This window comes from Kitasatospora sp. NPDC058218 (assembly GCF_042882445.1).
Classification (GTDB): domain Bacteria; phylum Actinomycetota; class Actinomycetes; order Streptomycetales; family Streptomycetaceae; genus Kitasatospora.
Genome location: NZ_JBHVWC010000073.1, coordinates 1 through 14081, shown reverse-complemented (window position 1 = coordinate 14081; position 14081 = coordinate 1). Strand labels below are relative to the sequence as shown.

The following is a 14081-nucleotide window of genomic DNA, read 5'->3' as shown; positions in this document are numbered from 1 at the left end:
GCCGCGGACCGCCGGCCGCCCGCGCACCTACCTCACCCGCTGGGCCCTCGCCGCCGACCCCGCTGCAAGGCCACCCTGCGCGACCTCGCCACCGGCTGCACCAATGAGCCGATCGCCCTCACCCACACCCGCTGACCGCCCTGCGCGCCGCATCCCCGCCGGTACGGCGCAGGGCGGTTTGAGAGGAACTCAGACCGCCGCCCTCGCGGGGTCGTCGGCCGGGGAGTCGTGCGCCGTGTGGATCCGGTTGTCCGCGCTCAGGACATCGCCGGTCAGGGGTGATCCGGATGCGCGTCGGAGCGCGCCGACCGCGGGGTCGGAGACGGAGACGGTGAGCCGGTACGGCGGGTCGCCGATAATGGTGTTCGACGAGTCGGTCGGTGCCACGAGCACCGACTGGAGGGCGAAGCCGTCGTACCCCGGGCACAGCGCCTGCGCGGGGAGCGTGGCCACCGCCGATCCGCCGCTGCCCGGCGTGATGCGGATCTTGCCCTCCGGGGACCTGGCACCGTCGTCGGAGAGCGTGACCGGCAGGCCGTACGCGCCACCGACGATCCCCTCCGGTCCCTCGATCTCCACGGCCACACCCTCCGGGCCGAGCGGGCCCGACAGTTCGAGCACTCGCTCCGTGCCGGGGCCCAGCAGCAGGCCGATGGTGAACTCTCCCTGGTCGTGGACCCCGTTTCGCCCGAAGCCGTAGGAGCCGAGGACCAGCTGCGGGCCTGGTGTGCCGCGACCGCGCCGTTCACCCCGGCCGGTGGGAGCGGGGACGGATGTGACCGGCGGCGTGAAGTGGTGGAAGCCCTTGGCACCGCACCGGCTTCCGATGAACGTACCGCCGCCCGGCAGCGCCGCGTCGGCCGTCGCCCTCGGCTGGGTCGTGGGCAGAGCCGGGGCCGGAGGCCAGGCCGAGTAGGCGGGCCTGGACGCGGTCGCCGGTCCCGGGGGCTCCGATCGGCTCGGGTCGAGCCACGGATTCCGGTAGGTGACCAGGCCGCCGACCGCGGCCACGAGCACTACCCACGGGATGAGACTCCGCGTCTTGTCGTTCATCTACGCCCTCCCAGACAGCGGGTCACCTTATCGGACTCCCACACCATCCGATCAGTTGCCTGAACGCGTTGGGACTTGCTCCGCACGACCGCCCGGGCCGCTACCCTCGTCCGAGGTCAAGCCCCTTGAGGCTCAGGATTGCGTGAACTCACGTGCCTTGGCCCAAGCGCGCCAAGACCCCGGAAACCTGGCACCCACCGGCCACTCGTGCACCACAGCCGCGCCTGGGCCGACACCAGGCACGTCTACGGCCTCTCCGTCACCGCACCCGAGAAGACCGCGCTCACCAACCATCCTCGACACCTGCCCGTAGAGCGGCAACAGTCGGCCTCCCCGGTGCGGCCGTCGTCCCTCATCCCCGGGACGACGGCCGTCCGCATGCCCCGGACCTGGTCAAACCCGGTCCCGGGCGCAGGGTTGACCAGCGGTCTGAGGGGCGTATCGTCTGCCGGTCCGGCATCCTCACCGGGCCGGCGGCCCCGGTGAAATCGGTGCCCCGAACCCCCTTCACTCGCCGCCTCCCCCGCCTGACGTCCGGCACCACGGACCGCCGGGAGCGGGCCCGTGTCGCCCCGTTGCGTCCCGGCCCACCCAGCCCGCGGCCTGTACTCACCACACACGACGCAGGAGGAGATGGGCATGAACGAGCCGAGGCCGCGCGCCGAGGAGCCTGACACGGCGGGGTGGGGCGGCGTCGCTGGACAGCGAGTGCCGCGTGGCCGACTTGGCGCACCAGCCTGGGCGCTGACGACGACAGGTGTCCCTGCGCGACCCGGCACCGCCGGCACCCGGGTTCGTCCGTTCCTCCGGCTGTCCGTTGGCCGGGGCCGGGGCCGCAGCGGACCCCGCCCGCACCGTTCCGCATCAGCCCGGGGATGTAGATACGAGGTGACGGAGGATCAATCGGTGGGCTGATGCCGCCCACCCGCCCCGCGTGACAGCGTTCCGCACATGGACACCACGCCGATGGACGCCACGCCAGTCGCACGCCGTACCGGACTGACCCGCCGCCGCGTGCTGGGCGCCACCCTCGCCCTGGGCGCCGTCGCGCCGCTGGGCCTGGCCCGCACCGCCTCGGCCGCTCCCGCTCCCGCCTCCTCCGGCACCGGCACCGGCTCCCCCGCACGGCTCACCCTGCCCGCTCCCACCGGCCCCTTCCCGGTGGGCATGGTGCCGCTGCACCTGCGCGACGAGTCCCGGCTCGACCCGAACGCCAGGCCCGGACGGTTCCGCGAGCTGATGGCCACCGTCTGGTACCCGGCCCGGTCCGCGAACGCCGACGTGTACCCGCTCGCACCCTGGATGACCGAGGGCGCCCTGAAGGCCTTCCTCGACGACGTCGGCTTCCCGCTCCCTCCCGCGCTCGCCCCGCTCACCGCCGGCCGGGAGGGCGCGCCCGTCCACCGGACCGGCCGGCCGCTGCCCGTCGTCCTCTACTCGCACGGCGCGGGCAGCCACCGCGCCGACCACACCATCATGGTCCAGGAGTTGGCCAGCCACGGCTTCGCCGTCGTCACCGTCGACCACACCCACGACGGCATCACCGAGTTCCCGGACGGGACCGTCGTCACCCGGGACGGCGTCGCCCCGGGACTGGCCCCGAAGGACTACGCCGCCGACCTGCTCTTCCTGCTCGAACGCGTCATCGACCTCGCCAACGGACGCAACCCCGACGTCGACGGCCGCACCCTGCCGGTCGGCCTGCTCGGCGGCCTGGACGCGCGGAACATCGGCGTCTCCGGCTGGTCCAAGGGCGGCACCGCCGCCGCCCTCGCCATGGTCGCCGACCAGCGCATCCGCGCCGGCCTCACCCTGGACGGCCGGATGGAGTCGAACCCCGCCATCACCACCGACATCGACCGGCCGTTCATGATGATGACCGCCACCTACACACGGGCCGCCAGCCCGTACGTCGAAACCTTCTGGGGCCACCTGCGCGGCTGGCGCCTCGACGTCCAGGCCACCGGCGCCGTGCACTCCTCGTACGGCGACAACATGACGCTGATCCCCCAGGCGGGCCGGCTGCTCGGCATGACCGAGCAGCAGATCCAGTCCCAGGTCGGCACCATCGACCCCGACCGCGGCGTCCTCATCCAGCAGGCCTACCCACGCGCCTTCTTCGACCTCCACCTGCGCAACCGGCACTGCGGCAACCTGCTCAACGGACCGACGAAGGCCTTCCCGGAGGTCGTCTACCACCCGTAGGCCCAGTGCGGCGGCGAGCGGCCGCCACCTGCGGGTGACGTCGGGGTCGCAGATCCGGCGCAGGGTCAGGGAGATCTGCTGGGCACCGGGGCGGGCCAGCGGGTCGAAGGCGAGCGGGTAGGCACCGGAGAGCACCATCGACTCGACGCGCTCGGGGTGGCGGTCGGCGTAGACCGGCATCAGGTAGGTGCCGTACGACAGGCCGTACAGGACCAGCTTGGGGGCTCCCAGGCGGGCCCGGTCGGCGTCGATGTCGTCGGCGGTGGCGGTGGCGGTGGCGGCACTGGTGTAGCCGCGGGCGCGCGGTCCCAACTGCTCGGCGCAGCGGGCGACGGCCTCGTGCTGACCGGCGCGCGGGGCGAGCTTGAAGTCGGCGTCGGTGACCCCGCACGGCACCCGGCCGGAGAAGCCGGTGCCGCGCGGGTCCAGCAGGAGCAGGTCGTGGTCGTCGAGGACGTCCCGCAGGGCCTGAGCGAGTTGCTCGGCGCGGCTGATGGCGGTCTCGCCGGGGCCACCCGGGTTGAGCGCGATGGTGCCCTTGGCCGGGCCGGGGCGGGTGTGGCGGACCACGGCGTGGGCGACGTCGACCGTCCCCGGGCGCGGTTCGCCGTCCACCAGGGGGCGGGCGCACCGGCGGCCAGGGCGGTCCGCCGGACCCGGGTGCCGGGCGTGGGCGGGGGCCGGGTGCTGGTGATGGTCGTCATCAGTCTGCCTTCCGTGCGTTCTTGGTGTCCGCGAGTGCGCGTGTCACCGTCTCCGTCTGGCCGTCTGTTCGGCGGTCGGTGCGAGGACGACACTGCACGGCACGGGTCAGTCGTTCGACAGAGCAGCGGCAAAGGCGTGTAAGAACAGGTCCGGGGACATCGAGCGCCCCGAGAACCGACCCCCGCCGCAACCGCCACACCATCCGATGAACGACCGCCGGCTCCTCGACGTGGTCGGCCGCTCCGGCGGCGGACCCGGCGCTGGTCACCCCGGGCGTAGGCTCTCGCCTGACTGCAGCCGTCAAGAGAGGTAGAGATGGGCCAGAAGATCATCCGGTTCTCGGACCTGACCGGCACACACGTGGACAACGACGACGACCTGGTGCGCATCGTGGTTCGCCAGCACCCCGACCTGACGGACGGTCCGGTCGAGATCGAGGCGCTCGGCAGCGAGCTCGCCGCGGTGGAGGAACTCGCGCTCGATCTGGTGACGATAGAGCTCCACTACCCGGACGCCGACGAACCGGAGACGGTCGTCATGGAGGCCGAGGCGTTCAACCAGCTGGCCTCCGCCACCCCGATGACCGAGGTGCTGCGCGGTGCCAAGCGGGTGGCCCCGACCGTCCCCAGCCAGTCGCAGCCGCCGGCCGGGGCCAAGGAGCGGGTCAACTACGCGAGCCCGGAGCACGCCGGCAGGCCGCACAAGGGCCGCACCACCGACGCCGAGAAGCAGGTCGTCCGGCAGCGTCTGGATGAGATCAACGAGCGGCTGGCCACCGAGGGCGTCCGCACGATCGACCTCGGCAACGCGGAACACGTGGCCCGGTACGGCTTGGAGGCCCTGGCCCAGGAGCGCGGCCTCACCCTCGGCTGACCGCCCGGAGCCGTGACCGCCTGACCGCGGCCGGGGCCGGCGCCACCACCACGGCGTCGGCCCCGGCCGCGTCGTCGGTGCGCTCCGGGAGGACCGATCGCCTCGGTCATCCCGACGAGCGGCGGGGACTCCGCGAGGACGCCGGCGAACTCGGACTCAGGTCATCGCGGGTGAGCCGAACCGGTCCGGCCACCAGGGCGCATCGGTGCCGACGTGAGCACCACCACTCGGCGGGCCACCCCGACGCAGCTCCCGCAGCCCCGATGCAAAGGGGCATCCGGGAGTATCCCGGCGGTGGAGCAGCCAGGCCCGCACGGATCTCGGAGCGGAGCTCCAGGCATTCCGACCCGTGCGGGTGGGATCGAGGCGCCAGTGGCAGCACGGACACGGCCGGGACGGGGAGATCGTGCCCGGCCGTGAGACGCCCGTCGACGATCATGGGCAGATCCGTCGGTACTTCACCCCGGCGGGCACGTACTGCTGCCACTCCTCCGGGGAGAGAGGGCGGCCCGCGATCGCGCAGACCTTGCCGATGAGGGCATCGAGACCGGAATACATTCCGGTCTCCCAAAGCCGCACCGTGTCATCGCCGCCGGCCGTCGCCAGTCGCGTCCCGTCCGGGCTGAACACCGCCGACCACACCTCGCCGGTGTGACCGGTGAGGGCAGCCAGACGTTGGTGGGTCCGCACGTCCCACAGCCGTACCGTGCCGTCCCGACCGCTGCTGGCGAGGGTATTGCCGTCCGGGCTGAACACCACCGACCACACGATGTCGGTGTGGCCGGTGAGGGCGGCCAGCTGGGCGCGGGTCCGCACGTCCCACAGCCGTACCGTGCCGTCCCGACCGCTGCTGGCCAGGGTATTGCCGTCCGGGCTGAACACCACCGACTGCGTCGAGCCGGTGTGACCGGTGAGGGTGGCCAGCGGTTGGTGGGTCCGCACGTCCCACAGCCGTACCGTGCCGTCCCAGCTGCCGGTGGCCAGGAGGTCTCCGTCCGGGCTGAACGCCGCCGACCCCACCAGCGCGGTGTGACCGGTGAGGGTAGCCAGCTGGGTGTGGGTCCGCACGTCCCACAGCTTCGCCGTGGGCGCGGTGAGGCCGCCGCCGGTTACGAGGGTGTTGCCGTCCGGGCTGAAGACCACGGGGCTCGACGTGTTGCCGAGGGTGACCAGGTGGCGGTGGGACGGCACGTCCCACAAGCGCACCGTCTGGTCGACGTAGCTGCCGGTGGCCAGGGTCCGCCCGTCCGGGCTGAAGGCCAGCGCGCCCACCAGACCGGTGTGGCCGGTAAGGGTGGCCAGTGGGTTGTGGGTCCACCCGTCCCACAGCCATACCGTCCGGTCGTCGCTGCCGGTGGCCACCGTCCTCCCGTCCGGGCTGAACGCCACGGCCAGTATCGTGCCGCCCTGCCCGGTGAGGGCGGCCAGCCGGCGATAGGTCCGCGCATCCCACACTTGCGCCGGCTGATCCGGGCCACCGGTGGCCAGCGTCCGACCGTCCGGGCTGAACGCCACCGGGCGCATCGCCCCGCCTTGCCCCGCGAAGGTGGCCAACGGGCGGGCCGCCCGCATGTCCCACAGCCGCACCGTGCTGTCGCCCCCGCCGCTCGCCAGGGTGTTCCCGTCGGGACTGAAGGCCACCGAACTCACGTCGAGCGTATGGCCGTTGAGCGTGACGAGAGCGCGGCGGGCCGCCACGTCCCACAGCCGCACCGTCCGGTCGTCACCGCCGGTGGCCAAGGTCTGCCCGTCCGGGCTGAACGCCGCCTTCCACACCGTGCCCCGGTGGCCAGTGAGCGTGGCCAGCTGCTGGTGGGTCCGCAGGTCCCACAGACACACCGTGGCATCGCTACCGGTGCTGGCGAGGGTGCTTCCGTCCGGGCTGACGGCCAGCGACTGCACCCCGCCGGTGTGGCCGGTGAGGGTGGCCAGCTGGGTGTGCGTCGCCACGTCCCACAGCCACACCGGCTGGTCACCACTGCCGCTCGTGGCGAGGGTCCTTCCATCCGCGCTGAACACCGCCGACACCGCCGACGAGACCTTGGCGCCGGCGAGGGAGGCCAGCTGACGGCTGGTCGCCACGTCCCACAGCAGCACCGTCCCGGCGCCGCCGCCGGTGGCCAGGGTGCGTCCGTCGGGACTGAAGACCACGGGGCTGATCGCGCCGGCGAGGTCGGCCAGCCGGCCGCGGGTGCGGGTGTCCCACAGCCGTACCGACTTGTCGCCGAAGTCGAAGGTCGCCAAGGTCCGCCCGTCCGGACTGAAGGCCACCGCATAGAGGTTCCGGCCGGGCAGGGTGGTCATCTGACGGCGCGCCGCCACGTCCCACAGCCGCGCCGTAGCGTCCTCACTTCCGGTCGCCAGGGTCGCTCCGTCCGGGCTGAAGGCCACCGATCGCACCGGGCCGGTGTGGCCGGTGAGCGTGCTGATCAAAGGGGAGGCGGCAGCGGTGAGAAGCCGGGCCCGGGTGTCGACGGTCGGGTGGATGAGCTGCGCGGCCAGAGCCAGGCGGGCGGCGGCGGCCGGGTCCTCGGCGGCCAGACTCTGACTACGCGCGATCAGTCGCTGGCCGGCGGCCAGGTCCCGCTGTTCGCCGCCGGCCCGGGCGTTCAGGAAGGCCAGGCCGGAGGCGGCGACGATGAGGGCGGCCAGGAGGGCGAAGCCGCCCCGGACGAGGCGGCGCCGGCGGGCGAGGCGGTTTTGGGCTCGGGCACTGGCGGCGACGAATTCCGTTTCCTCTACGGAGACTTCGCCCGCACGATCCGAGATCCGCCGCTTCGCCTCCTCGACGTCTCGCCGACCCAGGAGAAGCTCGGTCGACCGGCCCTGTTCCTGCCAGGCGCGCAACGCACGACGCAGCCGCTCCTGCCAACCGCGGAAAGCGCGGTTGGCCTCGACCCAGCTCCGCAGTCGCGGCCAGCTCTCCACCAGCGCCTGGTGGGCGAGTTCGGCCGTGTCCGGCCCGTTCGGACGGCGGGTCACGACGACCAGCCGGGTGCTGGCCAACCGGTGGACGAGCGACCAGTCGGGTTCGGAGAACTGGGTGCGATCGGCGACCCTGCGAGTGTCTGGGCCTCGTTCCCCGGCATCCAGTTGTTCGGCGGGGCGGACCAGCTGGATGAAGATCCTTTCCAGCGCCGCGCGCTCCGATTCGTCCGCCCACTCCCACAGGGTGCGCTCCGCGTTTCCGACCAGCGCTCCTTCGACCCCGCCGAGCTCCTGGTAGGAGGCGGCGCCGAGGACGCCGTGCTCCTGCCGTGCCCACAGCTGACTCAGGGTGTACTCCAGCATCGGCAGCGCGGCCGCGCCCGGCGGGGTGTCGCGCAGCAGTTGTGCGACCAGACCATCGGCGTAGCGGATTCCGGCGTGCGCCTCCAACGGGCGGGTGACGGCCGCGTGCAGCTGATCCCGAGTCATCGGCGGCACGACGACGTGGGTCGCCTCCCAGGCGGCGCGTAGCACAGGAAGTTGCTCGATCTGGGACAGGAAGTCGATCCGGGCGACGACGACGGCCTGGGCCGGCCTGCTGCCGTCCGTCCGCCGGGCGGTCAGGGCGCCCAGAATCGTGTCCAGCTTGCGCGCGGTCTCCGGCGCGTCCGCGAGCAGGGTCTCGAACTGATCGACGACGAGTAGTAGCTTGGTCACTCCATCGCGCCGGGCCAAGATCTGTTCGACCGCGGTGCGCAGTCCGTCCTCATCCGCCAGCTGACGGGCCAGGGCGGTCCACCGGTCGTACCACTGCGGCGTGCTCGTGTCCACTTCGCCCGCCGACGCCAGTGCCCAGGCGAGCAGCTCCTCGGCGGTCATCCGCAGCCCATGGGGCAGCCGGGCGATCAGGTACTCCCGGGCGTCGAGTCGTGCCAGCAGACCGGCACTGGTCAGCGAGGACTTGCCTACTCCGGAGGCGCCGAGTACCGGTAGTACCGGGACCTGTTGTTCCCGAAGGAGCTCAAGCAGGCGGCGCGTCTCGTGGTCGCGGCCGTGGAACACCGCCGCGTCCTGCTCAGTGAACGCCAGCAGCTCGCGGAAGGGACTGTCGGCCAGCAACCAGGAGCGCAACTGCGGCCATTCACGGGCCAGCGACTCCACGGTCAGCGCATAGCCGGTCCGCCGCCGCTGGTCCCCTTCTACGGCGACGACGACACCGATCACGCCGCGGAACTCCTCGTCCCACACGGGTGCCCCGCTGAATCCGCCGGCCAGCCGGAAACCGGCGTGCGCGTCGCACGTCAGCTGCCACCAGCCGGTTCCCTCCCGGCCCTCGATGGTGCCGCCGGTCCAGATCCCGCCGTCCTTGCTGCCGTTCGGCCCCGCATACCTCGGGAACCCGAACGCCCGCCAGCGGTGTCCGGCAAGTTGGTCCGACTCCAGGATCCGCAGGGCGACTGCGCCCTCCGGAGGCCGGTCGGCCAATCGCAGCACAGCGACGTCGCCACTGTTGTCGGCGGCCACCGGCACGCTGAAGTGCACTGTGGCCGCTGCGACGGGGCAGCCGGGAAGCAGGGGGAAATCGACGGTGACGGGAAGGTCCCCAGGCAGGGGTTGGTCATCCGGGAGGCCCGCGACGGCGGCGACGACGTGAGAGCAGGTGAGCATGAGCTGACCGGAGATCAGGAAGGCCGCCCCCACCGGGCGTCCGCCGTTGAGGACGCGTGCCACCCCGCGCTCCCAGGCCGGACCATCCGGCCCGTCCGGCGACCGGCTCACCCGTCACTCTCGCGACGGCTCCACTCCAGCTCCAAGGTGAAGTGCGCGTCACCGGCTGCCTTGGCCACGACGAGCCCCGCCTCGGTCGTCATCTTGATCCCGAACTCGGCCCGGATGTGGTCGGGCCGCCTGGGCAGGTCGGCCAGCCGTTCCAGCAGGGCCCCGGCGACCTGCCGCACCCGGGCCAAGCCGGACTCGAAGGTCTCGGCCGACGACTCGATCAGCGCCTCTCCCCTGGTCGCCCGGAGGACTCCGGAGCCCTCCCCTTCAGGCAGTTCCACGACGAAGGTCTCGCCATTGTCGAAGGGCACGCTCAGGAACATACGACCGCCTTCACGCCGTTTCGGAAATTCGCCGAACCCGTCTGCCAGTTGGACGTCGCTCAGCCCCGCTGCCGGGCCATGGTAGGCCGAACGGTTGGCGCAGGTGGAGAGAACGGTGAAGTTGCGGCCGGGATCGTAGCGCGTCTACCACCTCGGCGCCGTACCGGGTGACCCAAGCCCATCGTTGGAGGTCCGGTGCGTTCTGCGGCACCTCTGCAGCACCGTGACCGCGGCCGGGCGCCCAGTCGCCCGGCCGCCCGCTCCCGGCCCAATGCCGCTCCCGAAGGACGGGGCACCGAGCCGGGCGGCCTGCGGGGGCCGGCCGCACCGGCCCTGCGAATCCTTCGCCGGGTCAGTCGGCGAGGCCGAAGCCCCTGCCCACCGGAGCGACGATCTTGTCGGGCGCCGGTCAGCGCGGTGAGGCTGGTCACCGGGCTGCTGCTGTCGATGGTGGTCCGGGAGGCCGTCCAGCACCCGCCGTCACCGGTCACGGCGGTGTCGCCGGCGACGGCTGCGAGGCCGGTGACGGCCCGGCCGGACACCGTTTGTCAGTGCCGGATGAGACGGTGGTGGATCCGCAACCAATCGGGGAGGTCGAGAGGATGACGGGACGTCGGCCCGGGGCCGCGGTGGTGCCCAGGCGCCGCCCGCCGGCCGCGGGAGTCCCTGCGAACCTCCCCGAGCCCCCCGAGGATCAGCACAGGAGGACCATGTGACACAGCTGTTGAAAGTCCAGAACTTCAACGTCTCCAGTGACGGCATCGGTGCCGGCGAGGACCAGACTCTCGAACGGCCCTTCGGTCATGTCGATCCCGAGCGGCTGTTCGCCTGGGCCGGCGCCACGGCGAGCTGGCCCAGGCGCACCGAGCCCGGAGGGAGCCGGGGCCTGGACGACTACCTCACGCGGGACTTCGACCACAACATCGGCGCCGAGATCATGGGCCGCAACAAGTTCGGCCCCCAGCGCGGGCCCTGGCGCGACCACGAGTGGCGCGGCTGGTGGGGCGAGGAGCCCCCGTTCCGCACGCCGGTGTTCGTCCTGACCCACCACGAGCGGCCTTCGTTCACGCTCTCCGACACCACGTTCCACTTCGTCGACGGCGACCCGGCCACCGTTCTCGCCCAGGCCCGGGAGGCGGCGCAGGGCAAGGACGTGCGGCTGGGCGGCGGTGCCAGCACCATTCGGGAGTTCCTCGACGCCGATCTCGTCGACACCCTGCACGTGGCGGTCTCGCCGGTGAAGCTCGGGTCCGGCGTACGGCTCTGGGAGTCCCCCGACGAGCTGCTCGACCGGTTCCACCTGGACGTCGTGCCCAGCCCGAGCGGGGTGACGCACCACCTGTTCTGGCGGAAGTGACCACAGCTCGGGCCCGGTCGGGCGGCGGACGTCTCCCCCGGCCGACCCCGTCCGGGCCCGAGCCGCGCCACCGCGCTTGCGCCTCCCCCTGGGGCAGGGCCGAGGATCGGCACATGCGAGATCTGATGGTCATCGGGGAGTTCGCCGCCCGCAGCCGGCTGAGTCACAAGGCGCTCCGGCTCTACGCGGACCGGAGCCTGTTGGAGCCGGCCCATGTCGACCCCCGTACACGGGTGCGTTACTACCGGTCCGAGCAGGTGGAGAAGGCCCGGCTGATCACCCTGCTGCGGGCCATCGGGATGCCACTGCGCCTGATCGGGCCCGTCCTCGACGCGGAGGGCGGACCGGCCGCCGACCTCGTCGCCGCCTACTGGCAGGGCTGTGACCGGGAGCATCGCGCCCGCCGGCCGCTCGCCGTCCGCCTCCAGAGCCTCCTGAACGGGACGACGACGGCGAGCGGGACGACGGCCCTGTACCCGATCGCCGAACGCGACGTCCGGCAACAACAGGTCGTCTTCGTCCAGCACCACGTGACGGCGGACCGCCTGCCGGCGTTTCTCGGTGAAGCCGTGGAGCAGCTGTTCGCCCACCTTCGCGCGGCCGGCGCGCCTCTGTCGGGACCGGTGTTCGCACTCCACCACGGAGTCGTCGACCAGGACGGCAACGGCCCGATCGAGGTGTGCGCTCCGACCGACGCCCCGGTCGGGCCCGCCGGGCACATCGGTGTGCGCCTGGAGCCCGCGCACCGGCAGGCGTACACCGAGCTGAGCAAGGGGCTCAGTGGATACGCGACGATGGCGGGGGCCTTCGAGGCGCTGGCCGCCTGGCTCGACGAGCGGGGTCTGCGCCCGAGCGCCTCCGCCCGCGAGATCTACTACCCGAACTGGTCCGACGCCGGTCCGGACGAGCACGTGGTGGATGTCGCGGTGCCGTTTCGGACCGGCCACACCGGCTGACGTGAAACTCACCCCGGAGGGTGAATTCACCGTCCGTTGGGAGCGTGCCACCGGACAGCTCCCCACCGGGTGTCGAAGGTGGGTCGTGAATGCCCGACATCCGGCCGGGCCGCAGGGTGCCCACCGTCCGACCACCACCCCGAGCGGGGCGCGCGCCCTCCCTACGAACGGAGCGCCGCCATGGCCGTCCCCACCTTCACCCGGATCTGCGGCGCCCTGCTGCTCGCCGGGGCCCTCGCCGCCTGCTCCAGCACCTCGACCAGCAGCGGGCAGCCGACCCAGAGCGCGGGGTCCGCGACAGTCGGCACCTCCTCGCCCTCCGCCGGCAGCTCCTCCTCCGGCGCGGCCGAGGGCACGACCCACGTCGACATCAGGAACTTCCTCTTCGAACCCGCCGCACTGACGCTGAGCCCCGGCGCCACCCTCACCGTCACCAACCAGGACTCCACCGCCCACACCCTCACGGCCGACGACAAGAGCTTCGACACCGGCACGATCGCCCCGGGCGCCACCGCCACTATCACCGCGCCCCAGCAGTCCGGCCCGCACGCCTACATCTGCACCATCCACCCGTTCATGCACGGCACCCTCACCGTCTCCTGAGCCTGGCCCGGAAGGACCCCCACCACCGTGGCCACCCCCAGCCCTCCCCCGGCCGGACGGCAGCGGCACATCGCCGTGCTCCTGCTTCGTCTGATCGCCGCCGCCGGTCTCGCCGTCGACGCCGTCGTCCATCTCCACCTCGCCGGCCGGTACGACGCCGTCGGCGCCACCATCAGCCAGGGCACCCTGTTCCGGTTCGAGGCCGCCGCCGCCGGTCTCGCCGTCCTGCTCGTCCTGCTGTGGCGACGGCGGCTCGGGGACCTCTACGCCTTCGCCGTGGCCGCCGGCGGGCTCGCCCTGCTCCTGCTCTACCGCTACGTCGACGTCGGAGCCCTCGGCCCGCTGCCCGACATGTACGAACCCGTCTGGTTCACCGACAAGACCCTCACCGCCTGGGCCCAGGGCATCGCGGCGGTCGCCCTCGCGGCCCTGCTCGTCGGTCACCGCGGATCGCACGGGCAACCGGCGGGTCGCGAGGACGCCCCGGGCGTCGGCTGAGCCAGTGCGGCGGCGGCCGTGCCCTCCTCGCCCGGGGCCCCTTCTCCAGGACACCCAGGCCTGCACCATGGCCGGCGACCACACGATCGTCACCGGATCCGCGACTGGCTCTCCGCGCCACCACCCCACCGCGCCCCGGGCCGGCCGGTACCGAGCCCGCCGATCGGGCCGGTGGCGCGGAGTTTGCCGCCGGAGTCGATGTACCGGGGGCGGCAGCCAGGGCGCGGAAGACCACCTTGCTGTTGAAGAGTTCTGCACCTCCGACCACTTCGAAAGAAGAGCCGGCCGGCGGACCGATCGCCCGTACCACGGCTGCGGCACCGCGATCCGGCAGGTAGCCGCGGACCTCCCACCCGCCGGGTTCCGCCACCAGGTGCCGCATCCGCTCCAGCACGGCCGGGCGGTGCAGCACCTCCTGGTGAACGCGATCCTCTACCAGGCCCGCACCGGCTGCCAGTGGCGCTACCTGCCGCACGACCTGCCGCCGAAGAGCGCGGTGTACTACTACTTCGCACTGTGTCGCGACGACGGCACCGCCGAGACCGTCCACGACCTGATGCGATGGCAGGTCCTCGAAATGCGCAGACGTCACGAGGACCCCACCGCTGTCGTCCTGGACTCGCAGACCGTGCGGGCCTCGACGAACGCACCCAAAGACACCACCGGACTGGACCCGGGCAAGAAGAGCCCGGGCCGCAAACGGGGCATCGCCACCGACGTCCTGGGCCTGATCATCGCCGTCGTGGTGGTCGCCGCCAGCGTGCACGACAACGCCATCGGAACCACGCTGCTGGACAAGGT

At 72.5% G+C, this 14081-nt stretch carries 9 protein-coding genes and 2 pseudogenes; 7 read left to right on the top strand and 4 right to left on the bottom strand.

Translation table 11 applies throughout. The annotated features are described in order from the left end of the window. Positions 1 to 189: 189 nt before the first annotated feature. Positions 190 to 1053 (bottom strand): hypothetical protein, encoded by an 864-nt coding sequence (locus ACFVYI_RS35540; RefSeq protein ID WP_387893291.1) that lies wholly within the window; start codon positions 1051 to 1053, stop codon positions 190 to 192. A 951-nt stretch (positions 1054 to 2004) separates the two neighbouring features. Here ACFVYI_RS35540 and ACFVYI_RS35535 point away from each other — a divergent pair. Beyond that, a complete protein-coding gene (locus ACFVYI_RS35535; RefSeq protein WP_387893289.1) occupies positions 2005 to 3258 on the top strand; it encodes an alpha/beta hydrolase family protein in 1254 nt (417 codons plus the stop codon). Between the two features lie 63 nt (positions 3259 to 3321). Here the strand turns inward: ACFVYI_RS35535 and ACFVYI_RS35530 are convergent. After that, positions 3322 to 3828, bottom strand: a pseudogene (locus ACFVYI_RS35530) (alpha/beta fold hydrolase); the annotation flags it as partial. Between the two features lie 450 nt (positions 3829 to 4278). Here ACFVYI_RS35530 and ACFVYI_RS35525 point away from each other — a divergent pair. Next, entirely contained in the window at positions 4279 to 4836 is a 558-nt protein-coding gene (locus tag ACFVYI_RS35525; RefSeq protein WP_387893287.1) for a hypothetical protein, read from the top strand. Between the two features lie 435 nt (positions 4837 to 5271). Here ACFVYI_RS35525 and ACFVYI_RS35520 read toward each other — a convergent pair whose 3' ends face one another. After that, the gene (locus ACFVYI_RS35520; RefSeq protein WP_387893286.1) at positions 5272 to 9495 is read right to left on the bottom strand and encodes a hypothetical protein; all 4224 of its coding nucleotides are present in this window, start codon (positions 9493 to 9495) and stop codon (positions 5272 to 5274) included. A gap of 44 nt (positions 9496 to 9539) precedes the next feature. Continuing rightward, positions 9540 to 9854 carry a CU044_2847 family protein gene (locus tag ACFVYI_RS35515; protein ID WP_387893284.1) on the bottom strand — a complete coding sequence of 105 codons (315 nt, stop codon included), beginning with the start codon at positions 9852 to 9854 and terminating at the stop codon, positions 9540 to 9542. A gap of 724 nt (positions 9855 to 10578) precedes the next feature. Here ACFVYI_RS35515 and ACFVYI_RS35510 point away from each other — a divergent pair. From ACFVYI_RS35510 to ACFVYI_RS35490, 5 genes and pseudogenes are all read left to right on the top strand, one after another. Next, positions 10579 to 11223: a dihydrofolate reductase family protein gene (locus ACFVYI_RS35510; protein WP_387893282.1), complete on the top strand. Its 645-nt coding sequence runs from the start codon at positions 10579 to 10581 to the stop codon at positions 11221 to 11223. Between the two features lie 113 nt (positions 11224 to 11336). Beyond that, on the top strand, positions 11337 to 12179 hold the full coding sequence (locus tag ACFVYI_RS35505; protein ID WP_387893280.1) for a MerR family transcriptional regulator: 843 nt from the start codon (positions 11337 to 11339) through the stop codon (positions 12177 to 12179). Between the two features lie 180 nt (positions 12180 to 12359). Beyond that, positions 12360 to 12782 carry a cupredoxin domain-containing protein gene (locus ACFVYI_RS35500; protein ID WP_387893279.1) on the top strand — a complete coding sequence of 141 codons (423 nt, stop codon included), beginning with the start codon at positions 12360 to 12362 and terminating at the stop codon, positions 12780 to 12782. A 27-nt stretch (positions 12783 to 12809) separates the two neighbouring features. Beyond that, positions 12810 to 13280: a hypothetical protein gene (locus ACFVYI_RS35495; protein WP_387893277.1), complete on the top strand. Its 471-nt coding sequence runs from the start codon at positions 12810 to 12812 to the stop codon at positions 13278 to 13280. A 415-nt stretch (positions 13281 to 13695) separates the two neighbouring features. Then, a pseudogene (locus ACFVYI_RS35490) lies at positions 13696 to 14081 on the top strand (transposase); the annotation flags it as partial.

What these genes read in the sequence shown, in the direction of transcription:
- ACFVYI_RS35540 (WP_387893291.1), bottom strand. Translation starts at nt 1,053, where the DNA reads ATGAACGACAAGACGCGGAGTCTCATCCCGTGGGTAGTGCTCGTGGCC.
- ACFVYI_RS35535 (WP_387893289.1), top strand. Translation starts at nt 2,005, where the DNA reads ATGGACACCACGCCGATGGACGCCACGCCAGTCGCACGCCGTACCGGA.
- ACFVYI_RS35525 (WP_387893287.1), top strand. Translation starts at nt 4,279, where the DNA reads ATGGGCCAGAAGATCATCCGGTTCTCGGACCTGACCGGCACACACGTG.
- ACFVYI_RS35505 (WP_387893280.1), top strand. Translation starts at nt 11,337, where the DNA reads ATGCGAGATCTGATGGTCATCGGGGAGTTCGCCGCCCGCAGCCGGCTG.
- ACFVYI_RS35500 (WP_387893279.1), top strand. Translation starts at nt 12,360, where the DNA reads ATGGCCGTCCCCACCTTCACCCGGATCTGCGGCGCCCTGCTGCTCGCC.